The organism is Agarivorans sp. 2_MG-2023 (assembly GCF_030548085.1).
In the GTDB taxonomy this organism is placed as follows: domain Bacteria; phylum Pseudomonadota; class Gammaproteobacteria; order Enterobacterales; family Celerinatantimonadaceae; genus Agarivorans.
The window spans coordinates 87770-110021 of record NZ_JAUORQ010000001.1 but is presented as its reverse complement, the minus strand read 5'-3'; the positions used below and the strand labels follow the sequence as shown (position 1 = coordinate 110021).

The window sequence follows — 22252 nt, the reverse complement described above, 5'->3', positions numbered from 1 at the left end:
AGCCAAAATATAAAACAAACAACAACACAAAGAACAATAAAAATAAATAAATCATCCCCCGGCGAATAAGTATTCACCTCAAAGCACTAGATTACGATAAGGAGTCAACTAAATAACATATTTACACTAACCACCTAAAAATTATGAATTCAAATAAACAAGATTAAGATCAAATAAACACCAGAGACAAAATCAAACCGTTTATTTAAATAAGAAATAGCATTAAAATAATAAAAGGCGGGAGTAGATTAAAAAACGATCGAAAAACAAAAATATTCATACGCTATTGTTTTAAATCATCACGGCTACATATTGAAATAAGTTTTAGATATACAAGGACATATAAATGAAAGGATTTCTTACGTTATCAATAAAGAACCGTATGATAACAACGATGCTTTTAGCCATTATTGCTTCCACTGCTATTGTCGCTTACGTTGGACAATCAACATCAAGAAACCTTATGGTAACCCGCCTGGAACAACTAGACTTACCTAATCTTGTTCAGAAAATAAGAAACTCTATAGACAGCGAAATAGTTTCGATGGAAATGATCGCTCGCTCTATTTCCCATAACCCAATGATTATTGGTTGGCTTGAGCAAGGCGAAAGCGCACAAGGCGAACAACTGTTAACTCAATATTTAAATGGCATTGCCAAAGACAATCAATTTAGCAATACGTCTTTTGCAGATAAGAAAACAGATAAATTTTGGAACCAAGATGGGTTTCTTCGAGTAATGAACTTAACGCGTGATGGTTGGTTTCAACGATTAAAAAATAGCGGTGTGGCTGTAGGCTCAAGTGTCTATAAAGGCAGTAATGGAAAAACCGATGTATACATCAATTACCAACAGCCTAATGGCCGAGGACTTGCTGGAGTATCTAAGTCCTTTGATACCATGATTAATACCTTAAACGAATACACCATTGAGAAAACAGGCTTTGTCTATCTGGTTGACCATGAAGGCTTCACTAAAGTGCATAAGCAATATGCATTTAACGATAATCAAAAAGTAGCCGATTTCTATAAGGGCTATGATACTCAATCGCTATTTACAAAACGAGACTTCTCATTTATTCATACCGACAAATACATTATTGCATCTAGTTATATACAAAGCTTAGATTGGTACGTTGTTGCAGAAGTGCCCAAAAGTGAGCTTTACGCTGGATTAAATGAAGCTAGAACGCACATTATTATTGTTTTAATCATTATTATTGGCGCTTTCATTGCTGTTTGTACCATTCTCGCCAATAGCTTAATTAAACCAATAGAAAAGATGTCGCAAACGTTTCAAGAGCTAGGTGAAGATAACGGAGATTTAACTTCTCGAATCGAGGAAGGGAACATACGAGAAATCGCCAGTTTAGCCTCTGGATTTAATAACTTCGTCAAAAATGTGCAAACGGTTGTACAAGATGTGTCTTTAACATCTACCAAAGTTAAAGCGGCTTCTGGAAACGTAAACAACGACGCAAAAGAATCAAAGATAGCGTTAGATAAACAGCGTAAAGAAGCTAATCAAGTCTCGGTGGCCATGAATGAAATGAGCTCAACCATTACCGATATTGCGCAAAACGCTAGCGTTGCTGCGCAAGCCACTAATGAAGCCACCGATAAAATGGCCGGCGCACAAATAGTTGTGAATAAATCCTCAGAAACCATTGACGTAATGTCTAAAGAAATGGAACAGGTTTACGCTAGCATCGACAACCTAGAGAAGCAGAGTATTGCTATTGTTAAGGTAGTAGAGGTGATACAAGGAATATCAGAACAAACCAATTTACTCGCGTTAAATGCCGCCATTGAGGCCGCAAGAGCTGGACAACAAGGCCGTGGGTTTGCGGTAGTTGCTGACGAGGTTCGTAACCTTGCTCAACGCACCAATCAATCTACAGTAGAAATAAATCAAATGATTATTGATTTACAAAACGGCGCTAAAGATGCTGTTAGCTCTGTTCATCGAAGCCGCGAACACGCAAAGTTAAGCGTAGAGGCCGCGAGCCAAACCAGTGCGCAGCTGAGCCAAGTAGTAGACAGAGTGAAGCACATCTCTGATCTCAATACCCAAATTGCAACAGCGACTGAACAACAATCAATCGTGATTAACGAAATAAACACCCATGTTGTCAATATCAACGATAGCAGTCAACGCAGCTTATTGGCCTCACAAAATATCGAAACCTCTAGTGATCAACTCAAATCAATGGCATTAGATTTGGATGCGCTTGTTGGCCATTTTAAATGCGTGAGTTCTGATTAAATCTGATAAAACTCAGCAATATAGAAAGTTGCCAATGTGAAGCAATACAAAGCCCTCGCCAGAGGGCTTTGTTATTGGTGGCAGTAATTACCCCTGATTGATTGGCTAGCATCTTCGTTATTGCACTGCGATCTATAGGCTTTGTGGCCTCAATACCCTCGGCTATTTAATCTATTGTGGTGTTTTCCGAATGGATTTCAGCGCGTTGTAGGCAAGCATTTATTTAATTGCGTTACTTGTGAGATCTTGGCTTCGAGGTTAACTCAGCCCTAACAACAAAAGCACTTTAGGGGAGAGGCCAATAGTTTTAGCTACGTAACACAACTCAGCAATACCCGACAAAGAGTTGTAAAGTCTGACTGGACATTGTTACAAATGAGATTTTGCACTGCCTTTTAGTTAAGAATGCTGAAGAAATGCTGGTTGAATTTAGTCGGAGTGAGTAAAAGGAAACCTTGAGACAAAGCTTCCTTTTACAGAGGATGAACTAGTCTTCAAAATTCACAACGATTTTACCAAAGTGCGAACCACTGGCTTGATATTCGAAGGCTTGTTTTAGTTCATCAAAACCGAAGCTCTTATCGATAATCGGATGAATGTCATTAACTTCAAAAGCTGCAACCATTTTCTCTTGCATCTCTCTGCTACCTACAGCGAGTCCTGTCACTTTAATATGACGAAGTATCAATGACACCATATCTATTTCAGCACTTGTACTGCCCAAAACCCCAATTAAAGCTAAGTGACCACCGATAGCAACGGCATCAATTGAATGTGCTAACGTAGCACTCGCTCCAACATCTAGTACGTGATCGATGCCGCCAGAGCGTTTCGCAATTGTTTTTCCCCATTCAGCGTCGGTTCGATAATTAAAGACTTCATCTGCACCTAGTTCTTTCAAACGCTTCATTTTGTCTTCTGATGAAGACGTTGCATAAACATATGCACCGGCCGCTTTGGCAATTTGTAAGGCAAAAATAGACATACCGCCAGTGCCTTGGATTAAAACAGATTCGCCAGCTTGAAGATTGCCTTCGACCATTAATGCGCGCCACGCAGTCAGTGCAGCACATGGTAAGGTTGCGGCTTGCTCAAAAGTGTAGTTGCTAGGCATACGGGTGAGTGAATTAGCATTGATGCAAGAGTATTCTCTCGCATAGCCATCCATAGTGTCACCACTCATGCCTTGGTTTAGAGGAGTGGGTTTCCCATTTATCCAGTTTGGGAAAAACAGACTCATTACTTTATCGCCTTGCTTCCAGTTTCTCACTTCATTACCAACCGCAACAACTTCACCTGCACCATCAGACATTGGGACACGTCCATTCTCTACAGGGATACCGCCTACGCCCACCAAATAATCATGAAAGTTCAGTGAACTTGCACGCCAGCGGACGAGAACTTCACCAGGGCGTGGCTTTGGAATATCTTGCTCAGTGATTGTTAGATTATCGAGACCACCAGGTTGGCTTACTTGATAGGTTTTCATATTTTATCGCTCTCTAAGTTAGTCTTCTTATGGAACTGAATGGGATGTCCACAGAATGAGGTTTTTGATTTTTGCGCTTTACTTATGCGGTATCCGCATAGGTGTTGTATGCAAGATAGATCAATAGGTCTCCTTATGCAACTTAAATATATATTTAAATAATGCTTACATCGTGAGTTATTGGCTGAAGACACCATAAAATAAACAGTATAAGTGCCAGGAGAGTGCTTCCCTCAAGTATGCGTCAGATGCGCCACTTGGTTTCCTTAGGAGACTTAACTATATTGCATTTATGAGTAAAAGAGGTAAGATGTGGGGCAACAAACTGAAGAAATGAAAGCTATGACTAGAAAAAACATCTCCAATTATCCTTGCTCGGTTTCAAGAACGCTCAACATCATTGGAGACCAGTGGTCAATTCTTATAGTCTTGGCTTCATTTCGCGGTATTGATACATTTTCAGGGCTGCTTGAGAGATTAGGTATCTCTCGAAATATTCTGACGGCTCGCTTGGATAACATGGTGTCGAATAATATTCTGGAAAAAATTCCAGTCAGTTCAACGCGGTCTCGCTATGTGCTAACACCTTCAGGAAAAGAGTTGTTACCTACGCTCATGACTTTAATGCAATGGGGAGATAAGTGGTTAGCTGAAGGTAAAGGAGAGCCTTTGCGAGTATTGGATAAAGAGAATCATGCTCCTATTCAAAAGACGGGAGTTGTTTCACGAACTGGGAAATTTTTAGAACTCGATGATCTAATCTTTGAAAACGGGCCAGGCTTTATCTTAGCCGATGATGACTAAACCGAACTATTATTTGAGAGTAGAGGCTGAGTGAGTTTGATCGCAATATTGAGCTGTATTAGATAACAAGGTGCTATTGAGATACCAAGTAACATAGTACTCCTACTCGTTTTGCGAGCTAGAGGTCAGCACTGGTTTAATGCTGCGCTAAAGCATATTCAGCGTTGGTAAGCACCGAAGCTGCAAACCTCTTAACTTGAAGAGTGCTGTAACTATTCGCAACGGCGCTTTAAGTGGCTAATAAGGTCACCAAAATCACCTAGCCAACACTTGCTAGAACTTGTTGCCAAGTACTAAAGAATTGGGTACTAATAAAAGCAATAATCCGCTTAACACTGTTTAAACTTCATACAACTTAACTCGACATTGGTCACACTTTTCTTTATAGTGCGCCCCCTTATACGCTTACCTTTGCGTGCTTGCTTAACAGTCTTATTTATCTAATCGGGATTACCTTTTGATTTCTACCGCAAACATCACCATGCAGTTTGGCGCTACGCCTTTGTTCGAAAACATCTCAGCTAAGTTTGGTAACGGTAATCGTTATGGCTTAATTGGCGCTAACGGTTGCGGTAAATCAACCTTTATGAAGATTCTAAGTGGTGAATTAGTGCCAAGCTCTGGCAACGTATCTATCACGCCTGGAGAAACAGTAGGTACCCTAAGCCAAGACCAATTCGCCTTTGAAGAATACACCGTGGTTGATACGGTAATTATGGGTGATGCAGCACTGTGGAAAGTAAAACAAGAGCGTGACCGCATTTACTCGCTGCCAGAGATGTCTGAAGAAGACGGCATGAAAGTGGCCAACCTTGAAACTGAATTTGCTGAAATGGACGGCTACAGCGCCGAAAGCCGCGCTGGCGAAATTTTACTAGAGGCTGGTATTGCTGAAGAGTTTCATTACGGTTTAATGGCTCAAGTGGCTCCCGGCTGGAAACTACGCGTATTGTTAGCTCAAGCCTTGTTTGCCAACCCAGACATTCTGCTGCTCGACGAGCCCACCAACAACTTGGACATTCATACCATTGAATGGCTAGGCACGGTGCTTAACCAGCGTAAATGCACCATGATTATTATTTCGCACGACCGCCACTTTTTAAACTCAGTGTGTACCCACATGGCCGACATTGATTATGGCGAGTTGCGTATTTATCCGGGTAACTACGAGAAGTTCATTGAAGCGTCTTCGCTAATTAGAGAACAGCTACATACCGAAAACGCTAAAAAGAGTGCTGAAATAGACGAGCTACAAGCCTTTGTTAACCGCTTCTCGGCAAACGCCTCTAAAGCGAAACAGGCGACATCTCGTGCTAAACGCATGGAAAAGATCACACTTGATGAAGTAAAAGCCTCTAGCCGCCGCAGCCCATCAATTAGCTTAAGCCAAGAGAAAAAACTACACCGCCAAGCGCTAGTAACAGAAAACCTTGGCCATGGCTTTGAAGACGGCGAGCTATTTAGCAATGGCAACATCATTTTAGAAGCGGGCGCAAAGCTGGCGGTAATTGGTGAGAATGGCGCAGGTAAAACTACCTTTTTACGCTGTTTAATTGAGCAACTACCGGCTAATAGCGGCACTGTTAAGTGGTCTGAAAACGCTGAAGTAGGTTACTGCCCGCAAGACAGCACCAGTGACTTTGATAACGACCTCACTTTGTTTGATTGGATGTCGCAATGGCGTAATGCCAAACACGACGACCTAATGGTACGTGGTTTACTCGGCCGTTTATTGTTTACTGCCGACGACTTTAACAAAAAAGCCAAAGTATGTTCTGGTGGTGAAAAAAACCGCTTGTTGTTTGGCAAATTAATGCTGCAAAACCGCAACGTGCTGGTAATGGACGAGCCGACCAACCACTTAGATATGGAAGCAATTGAAGCCCTAAACAGTGCGTTAGAACTATACGACGGCACACTTATTTTTGTCAGCCACGACCGCGAGTTTGTTTCGTCACTAGCGACCCGCATTGTTGAAATTAAAGACCAACAGGTGGTGGATTTCCAAGGTACTTACGAAGAGTACTTGGCCAGCCAAGAACAGCAGTTAAAGGTAGCTAACGGCTAGTTTGTTTGCCGATAAAAACTATAAAAGCTCAAGCCAATGCTTGAGCTTTTTTGTTTCAGCTAAATAGATGATTACCAAAGAACTTTGAACGCTACTTTAGCCTTTTTTGCCTCTATACATCTTAATCAAGCTTCTGAACTGAACAATCAACAAACCCGATAAAATCAGCAGTGTTCCCCATAAATGGTAAAGCTCAAAGCGTTCATCCAAAAACAAGTAACTAATCATAAATACAAGTACTGGCATCAAGTTCATAGACAGCGAGGTTTTCATCACCCCTACTCGGTCAATTGAGCGCTTCCAAAGCCAAGGGGCAACCATAGAGAGCGCACATGATGCGTACAATATTAGCGGAATAGCCTGTTGTGATGGAACAACGCTCTCGCTCATCACCAACATATTCGGCAACAACATTAACGAGCCGAGAAACAACTGAACATAAATAAGCACTGCGCCCGATAGCGTAACCGGCCACTTTTTTAGTAATACGGTATAAAAACCATAAGACAGCGTGCCTACGCCCATCATTAAGTCACCACGGTTGAGCTGCGTGCTAAGAACTTGCAGTACCTCCCCGCTTGATACAATAAAACCAACGCCGATAAGCGATATTGCAATGCCTAGCGACTGATAAGCCCTAACAGAAGTTTGTAACAACATAGCGCTAAAAACGATGCTAACAATGGGGATCATCGAGTTTATCAAAGACATTTTGGCGGCACTGGTATGGTAAGCAGAGAAATAGGTCATGGTTTGGCTAAGTACCATTCCCGTAGCGGCCAATATCAACAAATAGCTAATATTACTTTTTATCGCCTGCCATTGACGAACCGCAGCAGGAAGCACTAGTGGTGTCATCACTACAAGTGCTACAAAACAGCGGTAAAAAGCCAAAGTAGCCGGCTCAATATTGCCTACAGCCAGCTTACTTACAATATAACTTCCCGACCAAATCAAGATGGTGAGAAATGGATAGATGTATCCACTCATAACACCACCCTACATCCCTGATTTCGTATCATTACAGCAACTACATTAACTATCCCTTTTTCATCATACAGCTTGAGAGCAAAATAAATTCACATAAGGCATTGTATTAAATGACTTAAATCAACACTGTTGAGCTTAAGGTCGATAAAATAATATTGAATAGACCCAATAGCAAAAAAGCCACCCTCAATAAGGATGGCTTTTGATAACGCTTCGTGGCTGAGTTTTTAATGCAAACTCATTAAGCAATTACAATTCAATAGTAACTACTTCACCATCTACGCTTAGTTCTAAAGTATTACCCACCAACTTGTGAGAAACGTTTACGCTCTCGCCGCTGTTTTTGTTAGGCACTAGCAGCGTAAGAATGTTGTGTTCTTTCGCGGCTTTAAACTCAACTTCTACATGGCGGTGTACTTCAAGATCTTTAAATTCGTATGGATCTACTTCACCGAAACCTTCAACGTTTTTCACCGATAAGATCTTATCTGCACTTTCATTAATGAATTGAACGTTTAAGTTAGCTTTTTCACCTTGAATAGCAAAAGATTTGTCGGCGGTCTCTGTTGCATAAGTTGTATGCATTAACCACGTAAGATCTTTCTCTTCGGTTAGCGTAGCTTTGTCTTGCATGACAAACACTTTGCCCTTAACAAACCAAACCTTACGTTTGTAAGACTCAATTTCAGGCGTAAAGAACTTGTAAGAAGCGGTCGCGTCGCCTTCAACAAACTTCACATCAGATTCTGTATCGTAATCTGTGATGTTACCACCCGCTTCGATACAGTATCGGTCTTGGTGCCCTTCAAACTTGGTGTTCTTGTTCTCACCATATTGGCCTTTACCACCAAACAGCGGCAAGTTTTTAGAGAAGGTATGACGACGCCACTTAGTGTGCATGTCTACCCCAAAACCACCGTAATAACCGGTTACCGAAGCAAGCGTTTCGCCAAAGGCGTGTAATGTAAACGCGTTTTGGTCGCCATGTGAGTGGCTGATAGAGCCAAACGGAGAACACTTAAATACCATATGAATGTGCTCATCGCGCTCGCACATTTTATTGTGGAATGCTGCCCAACCAGTGATTGGGAATACTTTAAGTAGCGGGTCGTTAGACGGCGCTTTTTCTTCTGGTGCATCCCAAAGGATATTGAAGCGAAGATCGTCATAACCAAAGTCCCACCAACCAAAGTTGTAGAATTTAGTATGTGCTTCGGTATCGCGGCTTTTAAGTTGGTTGTAGTACCACACGTACTCTGGCTTTTGGTTAACACCCGCGTAATGCTTAATGTTGTAAGCCAGTTTAAGGCCTGGGTAATCACCAATTGATGATTGGTCACAAAAGCTCGCTCGCTTAGAGTGAACAGGCATACAGTACAGTGGGAAATCGCCAGTGTTTTCGTAGAATGTTTTGTTAAACATGTCTACGCCACAGTAGGCTTTTAATAGATCAAATGCTTCGCCTAGGAAGGCTGTTTGAGTATTCCAGTAATCTGGGCCTTCTGCCCAACCGCCATCTACACCGCCCCATGGTGGGTAATGCACTGCGTAGTACTCTAGCGCATAGGCAATGTACTCACCGGCTTTTGGGTGATCGTGATAAAGCGCGATACAGGTAGGAATAATCGCAGAAGAGATTGAACGCACACCGTGGCTGTTTAGTGGGTTGTTTAGCAGGTCAACCGTTACCTTAAGGTGGTGCATGATTTCGTCTAAGCGAACAATCAAGGCATCTTTTACGGTTTCACGCTCTTGGGCGGTAAAGTGGCCATTTAACCAGTCGTAACCCCATGCCATGGCAGCCACTACACGGAATGCAGCTTCATCGTTGTAACCGCGTGACGTAACACCTTCTGGATCGTAGGTGGCCAGCTTTAATGTCCATGCCTTGGCTTTTGCAATAAGCTCTTCGTCTTCACTTACGATACCCGCAATAGCGAGGTTACGTGTGGCATTAAGCGCCATTTGGCAGTCAACGTACATTTGGCGCCAGTAAGGTCGCCAAAGAGAGGCTTTACCTACTGTTTCTTCAGGATAGGCTTGAGGCTCTTCAAACGGTGCTGTTTCATAGAACTTAACGGTCGAGTTTCTGATGAAATCATCGTACATACAAAATGATGGGTCAGCTTTCACCTTGGCTTGAAATTCAGTAAGGTCTTTACCTTGAACAAGAAGGCGCGGTCGCGCTTCACTCAAGTTATCTAAAAACGATAAATCAAAATCGCGTTTTTGTACTTCGATAGGAAGTAGATCTACCAGGTTGCCAGCTGAAGTATCATTTTCTAACTTCATTTTTCTAATGGCATCAAGGGATTTTTGCTTGCTCATACTAGCTCTCTTATTCAATAAAAAGTGGAGAGGGATTCAATAAAAATAATTAATACTATTGTATTATTAATGCAGTGAAGTGTAAAACCTAGTACTTTACTTTTGGTCAAAAACGCGTGATCAATAGCAAATTTTCAACATGAATTTGTATTTGCTAGGCAAACCACAAAAGAAGTATGGGTGTCCTTTTTCGTTTTGCTCAATTTTTTGTAGAAAAGCGAGCTAGTCACCGAATAAAATATCTTCCTGCGTGTCTAGCCACAGTGGAAATTTGAACATTGCCTTTGAGAACAAACGGCTTTGCAAATGGGCATTTAACCAAGCTTGCAAATGAGTATATGGCCCCTGCAAGTAAAGCTGACGATTCACCTTTGAGAACTGGCGAACAAAAGGTAATAAGGCGTAATCCAATAAGCTGGCTTTCTCCCCCATCAAAAAGGCATGCTGGCTTAAGCGCCACTCTAGCGCCTGAACAAAGGGCTCGCACTTTAATCTACATGCTTCTAAATCGCCGTGGTGGTAACGTTTAGCGTCTTTGTAGCGCTCGAGATCGGGCTTAAACTGCTTATCATTTTGTTCGATAATATTAAGCATTTCAGCAAGCTCATCAGGATTAGATGCACGCAGTAAGTCTTCGGGGTCATTACGTTGCAACGCCCACAACATAATGTCTAAGCTCTCATCAATAATTTGTGCTTCGCTAGAATGCTGTTTAGCGCCTTGCTTCCCATCGACTAAAGGCTCAATCACTAGCACTGGTACGGTGGCTTTAGGTGATACCGCCAGCATCTCTGCGGGTTTTTTTTTCATCACTATGGGGCGTAAGTGTATTGTTTGCTGAGCAAGGAGTATTGCCAAGCGCGCACGCATTGCGTAAGGGCAGTTTTGCAGAGAGTACAAAATGGGTAAGGTTTTCATTATGCGTTTAACAATCCTTTGTTTAATGCGGGCTAATACACTACATGGCCAATAAGACTAGCATTTAGTTTAGCTCGGTAGGCAATACAATTTGACCACTTTATTGAGTGCCCGAGCTTTGGAACTCAAACCCAAGGGCAATCGTATGCACTCAGCAAAGATACTTAAGGATATAACTGAAGGGTTTGGATGGCTTACAAAGATTTTGCTGGTTGAGGGTAAGAAATCGTTCGACTAAACGGCGACAAGCACAATCCTTCTTTAAGTGCCTGTTACAAAGAGATGACTAGCGTACCAATGCTAGTTGCAAAACCACCCACCTTTACATCAATTACTCTTGAATGTTCAGATTGAATAGATGCGGTAATAATAGACGCACTTCCCATCGCCCTGCCTTGCTCAAAAACATAATCACTACCCAGTGTTAAATGCTCTGAAATATAGCACGCTAAGGCGCCACTAGCGCTACCTGTAGCAGACTCTTCAGGGATACCAAACAACGGGGCAAAGTTACGACAGCTTGCTGTAAGTTTACTTTCCAACTTACAAAGCTCAAAAACATGAAAACCTACCAGCTTATTCTGTTCGCAAAAATCAGCGATAAGCGCATCATCAGGTTCTATTGAATCTAAACATCCTTTAGGTACAGGAATAATCACATCAGCGAGTCCTGTTGAAATAACCTCAATAGGTAACTTAGTGCTTGCTAGTATGTCTCTTTCTATACCTATAACATTTGAGATTTCTTGGTATGTAAAACTATCAATTTTTTTAGGTAGTTGCTGCTCCATAACGACCTTACCATCTGGTTCGATAGTCACAGACAACAATCCTGCTTTTGTGCGCTGAACATAACAGCCTGCAGCAAGAATACCGTTTTGGTGCATGGTAAAAAACGCAGCGAGTGTAGCGTGGCCGCAAAAATCAACTTCCCCAGTGGTAGTAAAGAAAGAGACTTCGTAACCAGCTTCATCATCGCTAGAAACAAAAGCTGTTTCAGAATACCCAACAGCTTGCGCAATGTTTAGTTTTTGAGCGTTCGATAGTTGTTCCGAATTAAGAACAACACCAGCAGGGTTTCCGCCTTTTCCATTAACAGTAAATGAGTTGACCAAGTTAACTTCAATACTCATTAACGCTCTCTCCCTTTTAAAACAATTAAACTACAGACACAAAATTGTTAGCCAAAATCAGCTGCGAAGAAGTAGAAACTAACTGCTTTTATCCGGATTGAATCGCTTGCTAGCATTCATCAGATTTCTATCTGGCTACGATAATCTAACTCGATATATGAAAAATTTTCCAGATCCCTTAAGGTCTTAACCAGCTCTTCCACAATTTCAGAATAACGAGGAGTTTCACCACGGCCAGGGTGAAAATGGGTAATATCAATCACAACGCCTTGGCTGGTATTTCGTCCCCCGACTCCAATTCCGAAATTACCTCCATCTGAATAATAAAGAATAACCCCTTCTACTTTTGAATTCGGAGTTGAACGATACAATCCATGTTTTTCAAGAATAGGCTCAAAAGCTATAGTTAACTTTTGCTTAAGTTCTTCTACCTGATCTTTGGATAATTCTGGAACTAATAAATATTGCCGATGATTATATGTATCCATACAACCAGTCAGTCCCAGAATACTTAAGAGTATGAATATATTGATGAATCTCATTTATTTCTCTTGAATGCTATAGCTTTGCTTGGTGGAACTTCTGTTGTTGAGCTGCCCATGTTTCTTTAATGCCGCAATCTACACAAGTAAACCTCGTGTCAGAGTATGAGTCCGGAGGGAAATTATAATCAATATTACGATTTACTCCCCTACTTGCTCAGATCGACAGGGAGGTTAATTCGAACTTGTATTACATTCTTGCGCTCTACCAACGAACCCACCAAGGCACATAACTGCGTACCGAAAGGCTCCCTATTGTTTAAACAAGAGAATCTTCTTAGCTCTCTCATTTAGCCAAATCAATGCTATCACTTAAACCTTGTTGATTCAGCGACTTAAAAACCAAAATGACAAAAAACTCATGATAGAAAGATGCAGACCTCAAGGAAAAGGAGAGTCGCGAATTCACTGTGAGAAAGCAGCAAAAAGATAAGAGCAATACTACCGCGTAGGCATCTATGTTGAAGGCATGTTTTATTGAGCGGGGCTAGCTTGATAGAAACTGATCAAACTCAAGCCTCAAATTATCGCCCTAATTCGCTTATTTGTATGGCCTATAAATAATTGTTGAAGTTTTAGCCAGTGATTCTCTATAATCCCCCCACCTAATCCAATGGAGCTAACGCCATAATGAAGTACTAACCACCTGACATCCAATTTATATCAACCATTTGGACACTCGGGGTTAGTGGGCGTTACTTTCGTCATTTCTTATCTGCAAAATTTGAGCATATTGCTGTTTTAGATCGCGTTCGATCTTTGTCCTGGCAATCTCACCTAAGTAACGGCTAAGCCATTCTCATTGAATAGAATGGCCCGACCCCTTTTACACGTTTAACGTAAAGGGAGGCAGAATTATGCCTGTATTATCAACCACCCAATTATCATTTCAGCTCGATAGCGGTGAATGGTTATTTAATAAAATAAACTTTAACTTAGCGCCAGGTTTAAGCGGCTTAGTGGGCCGCAATGGCGTAGGAAAATCTTTGTTTGTTTCCTTATTACTTGGCCAGCTTAACGCCACCCAAGGCAGCGTAACCCGCCAAGGTAACATTGGCTTTTACTCACAATTACCGTCGCACTTATTAAACAGCAATATTCGTATTGATGAATATTCGGGTATTAGCGAAAAACTGGCGGCTTACCATGCGATTGAGCAAGGCAGCTGTGAGCCAAAGCATTTTGATATGCTGGGTGAAGACTGGGAAGTAAAAACTCGCGCTCAGCACACCTTAGAAAAACTAAATATTAGTGAAAATCTTGACGCGTATTGCCACAACTTAAGCGGTGGGCAGCTTGCCCTACTCCAATTGCATCGCTTATTTGAATCCGACGCCGACATTTTATTGCTGGATGAACCCACTAACCATCTAGATTCAAATGGCCGGCTGTGGTTAATAGAGCAACTAAAGCACTACCAAGGCCGGGCATTAATAGTTAGTCACGACCGCCAACTGCTAAGGCAAGTGAGCGCTATTTATCAGCTCACGCGTTTAGGTTTGCGTTTCTATAGCGGCAACTACGACGAGTATTGGGCTCAGTCTTCTGCGCAAAGTAACGCTTTAGACAAACAAATTACGCAAGTAAAGTCGGAGCAAAAGAAGATAGAACGGCAAGCCCAAGCCAATAAGGAAAAGGCTCAGCAGCGGGAGGCCAAAGGCAACCGAATAAGAAGATCGGGCAGCCAGCCAAAAATATTACTCGACGCAATGAAAGAACGCGCAGGCCAAAGCCTCTCTGCAACGGCTACTATGCAACAAAACCAACGTGAGCGAAGCCAAGATAAACTGCAGACCTTACAGCAACAAAAAGAACAGCTAAAACCGCAAGCATTGTACTTGCAACAATCGGAGCAAACCAAGAAACGTAGCTTGTTAAGCATTAAGCAATGTTGCCTAGCCTTAGGCAACAGCGATCCTGTTACCTTTAGCCTGTCGCAAACCGAAAGGGTCCACTTAAGTGGCGCGAACGGTTGTGGTAAATCCACCTTACTAAAAGCAATAAACGGAGCAGAGACTCAATACAGCGGCCTTATTACTGTAAATACCAACACCGTGTATATGGATCAGCATTTTGGTTTACTCAATCCCTTAACGAGCCTGCTAGATAACTTAACCACACATTGCAGCGGCCTACATCACAGCACTGCACGCACACTCTTAGCAGGTATTGGTTTTAGGCGAGACTTAGTAGACCGAGAAGTTGCCCTGCTAAGCGGTGGCGAAAAAATGAAACTAGCCATGTTAATGGTAAGCCACATGGCTAATTCACCATTGCTGCTGTTAGATGAACCCGATAACCACTTAGACATAGAGTCGAAGCAACTACTGGCAGAGGCATTAAACGCCTATAAAGGTGCGTTTATTTTGGTGAGTCATGATGAGGATTTTGTGCGAGATATTTCAGCTTGCGAAGAAGTTGTGATGAGCTAATTAACACCTACAAAAACAAGTAAAAAATACCAAGGCCAAAGGAATACCTTAGGCCTTTGGTATTTCATCTTTCAAAGCTAACGCTTAGTGATTCGGCTTTAATTGCACCACGCCCAGCGGTTTTAAGCGGCAATATAAAATTGCCCCTAACGCACCGAGCAGATGGCCTATATGGTCAACGCCCATATCCAAGGTGTCGTTAGCATCACTGTCGAACTCTGAGTAGAAAGCCAGCATTAATGCCATAAACGAGAACAGAAAAATGGCAGACAACCACTCTTTAAGCGTTAACTCCTCTTCATCGGTAAAATAGGCTGCAGCAAGACCAAAGACACCGCCTGAAATACCGCATACAGCAATACTTTCCGAATAGAATAATATTGACGGTATAGATGCTAAAGCCCCAACAACAAGGACAGCAAAATACCTTTTAGCTCCAACTCTGCGCTCATAAGCAGAAGCGAGGCCTAAACCAACAACATTGGCTGCAAGATGGACTAAATTCCCATGAACAAAGAGATGGGTTATCGACTGTAATGGCCATTTAAAAAACTGTTCACCATCATTACTCAAAGCCAATGTGTGATACAAATATTCATCGACAGTAATAAAGCCAAAATTAGTGGTGAGTAGAAATACCACAATGATTAAGACCCCCGAACAGATCGATGCCCACACACTCTGAAGGTTCTCTTTATAAGTGACAGCACTGGCCTTCAAACTGTTTGGCGCAGGCTTGATAGAAACTAATAGGCCAACATAAATGGCTACTGTGATAAGGAATAGAATCATTGAGCTAAAGGTATGTTTTTCTCGATGTGTTGCTGTACATCAGGCAACAATTTTGCAATCTTTTCTACACCCTTAAGCTGGGCTTTTACCGTTACTTTTCGATTATTTTTAAAGGTAAACTTCATTGGCCTTTGAAGCAATCCCTTGCCTATTTTCACGCTTTCAATCTCATCAAATTCGAAAAAGTCATGCTCTTTAAACTTACCTAACATGCTGAGTTTATGGAACGAGATACCTTTCTCGGTCACCGCTAAGAAATAGGATTTCATACTTAATACAAAAAGAGGCCCGATCAAGAAAAACAACCAAATATTGGGAGGGCTAATAGCTTGAAAAAAACCAATAAGCGCATCACCCTCATTCAGATTACCTTTGATGTATTCTTGAGCCTGTTCTTTATTCATCACTACTCCTTGTTATGCTATCTGATCATTACTGACGCTTGTTATTAGAAGGCGCCCTTCCTATAAAGCCAATATTATCAGCAACCTGAAGATATAAAAATAAGAACGTCAGTAAATAGGGGAATAGAAAGATAAATGAATAGATATAAGGAGTGACAAACAGAACCATCGCGCTTAACCGAGGGTTAATCAATGTAATCTTAGGTATAAGAACACGACCAGCTACAACAGGTTTACCGTTGTTGGAGCAGAAATGTGTTCGCGAAGTAATCTAGCCGCTTAAGGGCTAAGCAAAGCTAGATTACTTGCTAACAAACGGGCTTTAAAATAGCCCCTAGATAGCTAACGCTTTATCAAGCGCCTACTTACAAACCTTGGCTATATTGTGCATTGGTCCTTACGGTGACCATCTCACTTAAGTGTTGCTGTGCTTGCTCATCGCCTTGTAGAAAGCGCTCAAATTGAGTGACTAATTCAGCTTTATCTAACTCTGCTTTAGAGCCGGCTCCAATGTTGGTTAAGTCGATAAAGAATTCGTCAAACTGCCCAGCGAGGTCATTCACAATATCAAAGTTTAAGAACTGCTCGTGGTTGTAAATACTCGGGTAACCACCCTTTTGCTTATCTACAGCAAACGACACACCTTTCACGTTAGTGATAGTGGTAGCCTTAGTACATTTGAGCATGCAACCGTCTTCAATCGCGGGTTTGTTACAGCCAACAGTTTGCTGGAAGAAGCACTGGCGGCTGGTCATCATCAAAATAGGATGGTAGATGCTGTAGAGCATTTTAAAGTTGTCTGGGCGAGTAATGTTTCTAATTTGCAGGCGGTTTATTTCGTTAGATATAAAGGCGCCCGCACAATTCAACTCTTCCTTAAGGGTAAGCAAAGCGTAAGAGTTAGTGGTGTTTAAGAATGGGCCGGCTATCCACTCAATGTCCATTTCAAATGCCTTGTAAGCAACACCGGTATTATTACTTACTATTTTTGCTGGGCGAACTTGTTCTAATAAACGCACCGCTTCTAAATAGTCTTTACCAATAAGCACTGCGGGGAACCAAGGGATTAAACGTGGGTTACGCAAGAAAATATCTATGTACTTGTTACAGCCCTTTTTAAAGCTCTCTGGCAACTTAAAGTAAATATCCGATTCGGTTAAATCACATAGCGGTAGGTCTTTTTCATCCGCAATCAGTATCGACATACTTGGCTTGCTAGTAATGCGCGGGTGCTTCTCAAGCTCTGGTACTTCTACCGCTGGCACTATAGGCACCGAGTTATTCAGTAGAAATGCCGCTTGGTTTTTAAGTTCGGTTAACTCTTTATAAGGAAGGCTTAAGTTTTCATCTAGCTCACTGCAATCAAACGCCTCAACGCTAAAATCGTTAATAGCAAAGTTTTTAAAACGTTTTTCAATGGCTTCGGCGTTTAGCGTAATTTTAGAGGCTACTCGCAACGAGGATGTCGTTTGCAGGCGATGCACTTTGTCGTTATCACCAATGGTCATGGTTAAACATAGCGGGGTATCTAAAGAGCCTGAGAACGCCATTGCCAAAGGTTGCTTGGCAATACTTAGGTACTTAATCTTTTCGGCCAGTTCTTCACCAATTTCGTTACGTTCGGCGTGAAGGCCTTTTCTGGCTTCTTTAATTTCTACCACCGATATGGCGTTATATTTTTGCACCGCATGCTGCACACTGTGGTCGCGAGGGTTATCAATAAACATATCTTTGGTCAGGTTGCCCTGCAAAAACGAGTTAGTAAAATCGCGGTTAAATACTCGGTGTAGGTTTGAGTCATCTTCCAGTAACTGGCCGCTTTCTACAAATTTATCAACTTGCTTACGCCAACTATCAACAACTGTGTATACGTAGTGTGCGCCTTTAATTCGGCCTTCAATTTTGAGAGAGTCTACTTCAGCATCAACCAACTGTGGTAAATCAAAATAAGCCGAATTATCTTTTAAGTTAAGCGGGAAACGATTACCAGCAGCGGTAATTTCGTATTCGTCGCGACAGGCTTGGCTACAACGGCCTCGGTTACCTGAGTTTCCAACACTTACCGAGCTTGAGTAACACTGGCCAGAAAAGGCAATACACAAAGAACCGTGCACAAAAACTTCGGTTAATACGTCGTGCTGGTGCGCTAAGGCAGTTAGGGTTTTAATTTCCGGTAGATTTAGCTCTCGCGATAAGTTCACTCGCGTAGCTCCGAGTTTAGCCAAAAATTCAATTTGGCCTTCGTTATGCGTAGTAAGCTGGGTAGAAGCGTGAATGTCCAAGCTAGGAAAGTGCTTTTTAACTAAGTTAAATACTCCTAGGTCTTGAACAATAATGCCGTCGATACCGGAATTGACCAGTTTGTTCAGCAGCTTAACCATGGCGGGAATTTCTTGTTCAAGAATCACCACATTTAGCGTTAAAAACACTTCACAGTCGTACTTATGCGCTAAGCGTAATATGCCACTGAGATCTTCAAAAGAAAGGTTAGAAGCTCGGTTACGGGCATTAAAGGTATCTAAGCCACAATACACCGCATTCGCCCCGGCAATTACCGCCGCTTTAATGGCTTCTACATCACCACCAGGGGCAAGCAACTCTATCTTTCTAGTCATTGTTTCAAACTCACTATACTTGGGCTAACAGCCTTATTTTTACTGCGCGGGATTTTAACGGCAACCGAACACTATTGCTACAGTTAACTAACTTCGTCCAATCTTAGTTATTGAGCCCATCGCATTTAGTCATTCCAAGCCATATCACTTGCCGCTAGCCATAAGCTTAGTTTGGTGATTCATCCCACAAGCCACTAAGCAGCGACTAAACTATGGGTAGAACCCACAGCTTATGGTGGGCGCTTAATAGCAAATGACCGATTGCTCGAACAATCAGGACTAAAGCTTATGGCTAATAGCAATTCACACCCTAGCAAAAAATCTACCGGCACTTGGCAAGTGGTGGTTGCAGTTTTTATCTTTGTTACCAGCCTCATTGCTGCGTTCTACTGGGGTTATAAAGACATTCACTTTCTGGTGGTCAATCCCGAGCTATCCGATAAAGGCAGCGATATTTTTCTCAAATACCTATTTATTGTGGTTGCGGTAGAGCGCGCTGCTGCGGTATTTGTGAGTAACTACCGAAATCGAAAAGTAGCAGACTGGACCTTAAGAATATCCAGAATTAAAGAAACCCTGTCAGATGAAAGCCAACACCTTAATGTACTAAAAATGGTATTTGAGCGAGAGATCCAAGTCGCCCAAAAAGTGCTAGATAAGCAAATGGTTGATTTGCTTATTCCGCCAGAAGACAACGCCGATGAGTACCGTGCCGCGCTACTTTGCATTAAACACAGTTACGAGTTCTCGCTAGCTAGGCATCAATCTACCTGCAACCGCGATGTGACCTTTTTTGTGTTTATCTCGGGTATTGTACTGGCATCACTAGGGCTTAGTATTCTTAGCGATGTGATGATGAACTTAACTGAAATATGCGGCATACATGGCCACTTAATAAGAATTGCAGACGTATTAATTACTGGCGGTTTATTAGGTGGAGGCAGTGCGGGGCTAAATTTTGCGTCAACACGATTTGCAGAGCTGATGAAAAAGAACTGATGTCACTTGCTTATCTAGACCTTTGCCTCGGCATGGAGTACTTAGCCTAAGCGACTATTTTTTCGACAACTAAACCATTGTTATTGGTGCGACCTGCAATTAGTGATTTAAGCGCTGTTATTAAAGGTCGCTTTACCGTATGTTGGAACAAAGTTGCTCAGTAGCGAGACCATTAGTGAAAAAGTATAAACATGAAGCGCAGTTACTCAAAAAAGCCTTACAAATTGGCGAGGTATACGCACTGCAACGCGGTTTTGCCAAGTTTCCTTCAGGCATCTCAGAGAAAGACAAAGTAGAAGCTTTATACATGCTATTAGCCGAAGATAAGCGCCTCACCCCACTACCTAAAGACAAAATGACCGGCCCAGAAATGCGCCACAAGTTGGTATTGTGGTTGGCAGGTCAATTACCTAAAGACCACGAACTGTTAGACGGTTAGCTATAAGATTATTTACACAAAGCAGCACTAAGTGCTGCTTTATTTGTCTATGTTTCCGTCCTAAATATGGTTGACACTTAACCAACATAAATTTGGAAGTGTCGTAAAACAACCTGCAAACGTAGCCCAAAAGACTGAAAATCATGAACTTGAACAATTTGTTACGCTCTCAAGTTATACAGTGGCTGCTTGCTTATATAACCAGCGTTACTATTTTTAGTTTTTATATCATTGAGCCTTGGCCTTCTGTTTTTTTCATTGTTGTTAGGCCCATTTGGAGTTTTTTTAGATACTGCACATGCTTTAATGTTGCTTTTAGCATCTATGTTGTTTTGTGTAGGGTTGTATTTTCGGCATTTATTGCTGGGTAAGGCACTAAATACTTTAGGATTTTGTATTTGGCTATATGTAGGGATTTTTGTTGCTGCACAACAGTAGTACTTAAAAAATCAATCAAGAGGGTTAAATACATTGCGCGACTATTTAGGTGCGCTGAAGCCTAGCACACAGTGCAATTGCCCATTATCGAATTCTTTAATACGGAAAGGAAGCATCGTGCTAAAGAAAACATGCCCATGGTGTGGCGAAAAACCTACGTTTAATCAACTCGGCCGCAGACCAGTTCACAATGTTCCAAAGTGGTATCAGTTTTCTAGAAATGTGCGAGTGTGCCCTTATTGCGCGGGCGCAGTAAAACTAGGCGGACAGGCCACTTGGTTTATGGTCTTAGTTTTACCTTCATCGTCATCGTTACTAATTGAGATGTTTACCGGCTTTGATGTATTGGGTGAATTAGGTGCTACAAATATTGGTTGGATGCTTTTTCTAGTCGGATGTATTGGAACTTATCTATTTGGTGTTTTTCAAAAAGAAGAAAGCGTATAACAAGGCCTAAAGATCAGAGGTCAGTTGGCATTAATTCAACAAATTGAGGTGGTCAATTACTTTTAGGGCCCATTACTAAAAGGAAGGTTTATGCCCTTAACGCTGTTTTATCTGACATAAAGAAAATCCTAGAAGCTAAACTTATCTCGCTATACAAACTACAAATAGAACCATCAATCTAGCTTATATAAGCTAATAACTATTTCTAGTCGTTATCAGCTTTTACCTTCACTTCATTATCAGCCTTGCTCTGTCACCCAATGCTCTGCAATCTCCTCCCGTGTGGCATACCACACGCCTTCAAACTGCTGGGTATATTGAATAAAACGCTGCAGCGCGGCTAGCCTAGCTGGCCGCCCTACTATTCGGCAATGCAAACCTATGCTAAGCATTTTAGGGGCGGTTTCACCTTCAAAGTACAGTACGTCAAAAGCGTCTTTTAAATACTGGTAAAACTGTTCACCACTGTTAAAGCCTTGTGGCGTGGCAAAGCGCATATCATTGGTGTCTAGGGTATAAGGCACCATTAATAAGGGTTTGCTGTAGTTGTTATCCCAATAGGGTAAGTCGTCGGCATAGCTGTCGGCGCTATAGAGAATGTCTTCTCGCTCGGCAATCAATTTAAGGGTGTTTGGGCTAGTTCGGCCGGTATACCAGCCTTTAGGTTTACTGCCAGTGGTTTGTTGGTGAATCGCTATGGCTTGCTCTATATGTTCACGCTCTTGCTGCTCGCTAAAGTCTTGATAGTGAATCCAACGTAAGCCATGACTGGCGATTTCCCAATTAGCATCTAACATCGCTTTTACCGCTTCTGGATGGCGCTGCAGCGCCATGGCAACCGCAAATACGGTAACCGGAATATTTTGGCTTACAAACAAACGATGTAAGCGCCAAAATCCGGCGCGGCTGCCATATTCGTAAATAGACTCCATGCTCATATGGCGATCGGGATAAGCGGCAGCACCCACTATTTCAGACAAAAACTGCTCTGAATGACTATCGCCATGCAATACACAGTTCTCGCCACCTTCTTCAAAATTAACCACAAACTGCAGGGCAATTTTAGCCTTGTTTGGCCAGTTGACCTGAGGGGGATGTTGGCCATAGCCGACTAAATCTCTGGGGTAGTTATCTTTTTTATCTGTCAT

General features: G+C 42.0%; 18 protein-coding genes. 7 read left to right on the top strand and 11 right to left on the bottom strand.

The window, feature by feature from the left end:
* The first annotated feature begins 463 nt into the window (after window positions 1-463).
* Entirely contained in the window at window positions 464-2266 is a 1803-nt protein-coding gene (locus Q4549_RS00505; protein WP_303557064.1) for a methyl-accepting chemotaxis protein, read from the top strand.
* Between the two features lie 487 nt (window positions 2267-2753).
* Here the strand turns inward: Q4549_RS00505 and Q4549_RS00500 are convergent, their stop codons facing one another.
* Window positions 2754-3755, bottom strand: coding sequence for an NAD(P)-dependent alcohol dehydrogenase (locus tag Q4549_RS00500; protein WP_303553531.1), 1002 nt, complete (start codon window positions 3753-3755; stop codon window positions 2754-2756).
* Between the two features lie 312 nt (window positions 3756-4067).
* Between Q4549_RS00500 and Q4549_RS00495 the strand changes: the two genes are divergently transcribed.
* Window positions 4068-4559, top strand: a complete 492-nt coding sequence (locus Q4549_RS00495) for a helix-turn-helix domain-containing protein (protein WP_303553532.1) — start codon at window positions 4068-4070, stop codon at window positions 4557-4559.
* A 457-nt stretch (window positions 4560-5016) separates the two neighbouring features.
* Window positions 5017-6627, top strand: a complete 1611-nt coding sequence (locus Q4549_RS00490) for an ABC-F family ATPase (RefSeq protein WP_303553533.1) — start codon at window positions 5017-5019, stop codon at window positions 6625-6627.
* 96 nt (window positions 6628-6723) lie between these two features.
* On the opposite strand, the gene Q4549_RS00485 is transcribed toward Q4549_RS00490, so the two are convergent.
* From Q4549_RS00485 to Q4549_RS21855, 6 genes are all read right to left on the bottom strand, one after another.
* The gene (locus tag Q4549_RS00485) at window positions 6724-7617 is read right to left on the bottom strand and encodes a DMT family transporter (protein WP_303553534.1); all 894 of its coding nucleotides are present in this window, start codon (window positions 7615-7617) and stop codon (window positions 6724-6726) included.
* Window positions 7618-7866: 249 nt separating this feature from the next.
* The gene (locus Q4549_RS00480) at window positions 7867-9945 is read right to left on the bottom strand and encodes a DUF4962 domain-containing protein (protein WP_303553535.1); all 2079 of its coding nucleotides are present in this window, start codon (window positions 9943-9945) and stop codon (window positions 7867-7869) included.
* Window positions 9946-10167: 222 nt separating this feature from the next.
* Window positions 10168-10863: a glutathione S-transferase gene (locus Q4549_RS00475; protein WP_303553536.1), complete on the bottom strand. Its 696-nt coding sequence runs from the start codon at window positions 10861-10863 to the stop codon at window positions 10168-10170.
* 272 nt (window positions 10864-11135) lie between these two features.
* Window positions 11136-11996 carry a PhzF family phenazine biosynthesis protein gene (locus tag Q4549_RS00470; protein ID WP_303553537.1) on the bottom strand — a complete coding sequence of 287 codons (861 nt, stop codon included), beginning with the start codon at window positions 11994-11996 and terminating at the stop codon, window positions 11136-11138.
* 119 nt (window positions 11997-12115) lie between these two features.
* Window positions 12116-12484 (bottom strand): hypothetical protein, encoded by a 369-nt coding sequence (locus Q4549_RS00465; protein ID WP_137675126.1) that lies wholly within the window; start codon window positions 12482-12484, stop codon window positions 12116-12118.
* Window positions 12485-12554: 70 nt separating this feature from the next.
* Window positions 12555-12671 carry a zinc-ribbon domain containing protein gene (locus Q4549_RS21855; protein ID WP_368411615.1) on the bottom strand — a complete coding sequence of 39 codons (117 nt, stop codon included), beginning with the start codon at window positions 12669-12671 and terminating at the stop codon, window positions 12555-12557.
* A gap of 724 nt (window positions 12672-13395) precedes the next feature.
* On the opposite strand from Q4549_RS21855, the gene Q4549_RS00460 reads away from it, so the two are divergent.
* Window positions 13396-14970 (top strand): ABC-F family ATP-binding cassette domain-containing protein, encoded by a 1575-nt coding sequence (locus Q4549_RS00460; RefSeq protein WP_303553538.1) that lies wholly within the window; start codon window positions 13396-13398, stop codon window positions 14968-14970.
* 84 nt (window positions 14971-15054) lie between these two features.
* Here the strand turns inward: Q4549_RS00460 and Q4549_RS00455 are convergent, their stop codons facing one another.
* From Q4549_RS00455 to Q4549_RS00445, 3 genes are all read right to left on the bottom strand, one after another.
* The gene (locus Q4549_RS00455) at window positions 15055-15762 is read right to left on the bottom strand and encodes a rhomboid family intramembrane serine protease (protein ID WP_303553540.1); all 708 of its coding nucleotides are present in this window, start codon (window positions 15760-15762) and stop codon (window positions 15055-15057) included.
* Complete coding sequence (locus tag Q4549_RS00450) at window positions 15759-16166, bottom strand: PH domain-containing protein (RefSeq protein WP_303553609.1); 408 nt, start codon at window positions 16164-16166, stop codon at window positions 15759-15761. Before Q4549_RS00450 ends, Q4549_RS00455 begins: the two co-directional genes overlap by 4 nt.
* Before the next feature lie 365 nt (window positions 16167-16531).
* Window positions 16532-18781, bottom strand: a complete 2250-nt coding sequence (locus tag Q4549_RS00445; RefSeq protein WP_303553541.1) for a peptidase U32 family protein — start codon at window positions 18779-18781, stop codon at window positions 16532-16534.
* A 288-nt stretch (window positions 18782-19069) separates the two neighbouring features.
* Between Q4549_RS00445 and Q4549_RS00440 the strand changes: the two genes are divergently transcribed.
* From Q4549_RS00440 to Q4549_RS00430, 3 genes are all read left to right on the top strand, one after another.
* Window positions 19070-19780, top strand: coding sequence for a hypothetical protein (locus Q4549_RS00440; RefSeq protein ID WP_303515231.1), 711 nt, complete (start codon window positions 19070-19072; stop codon window positions 19778-19780).
* A gap of 175 nt (window positions 19781-19955) precedes the next feature.
* Window positions 19956-20219: a DUF5062 family protein gene (locus Q4549_RS00435; protein WP_303553542.1), complete on the top strand. Its 264-nt coding sequence runs from the start codon at window positions 19956-19958 to the stop codon at window positions 20217-20219.
* A 555-nt stretch (window positions 20220-20774) separates the two neighbouring features.
* Window positions 20775-21104 carry a hypothetical protein gene (locus tag Q4549_RS00430; RefSeq protein ID WP_303553543.1) on the top strand — a complete coding sequence of 110 codons (330 nt, stop codon included), beginning with the start codon at window positions 20775-20777 and terminating at the stop codon, window positions 21102-21104.
* A gap of 239 nt (window positions 21105-21343) precedes the next feature.
* Here Q4549_RS00430 and puuE read toward each other — a convergent pair whose 3' ends face one another.
* The gene (gene puuE / locus Q4549_RS00425; RefSeq protein WP_303553544.1) at window positions 21344-22252 is read right to left on the bottom strand and encodes an allantoinase PuuE; all 909 of its coding nucleotides are present in this window, start codon (window positions 22250-22252) and stop codon (window positions 21344-21346) included.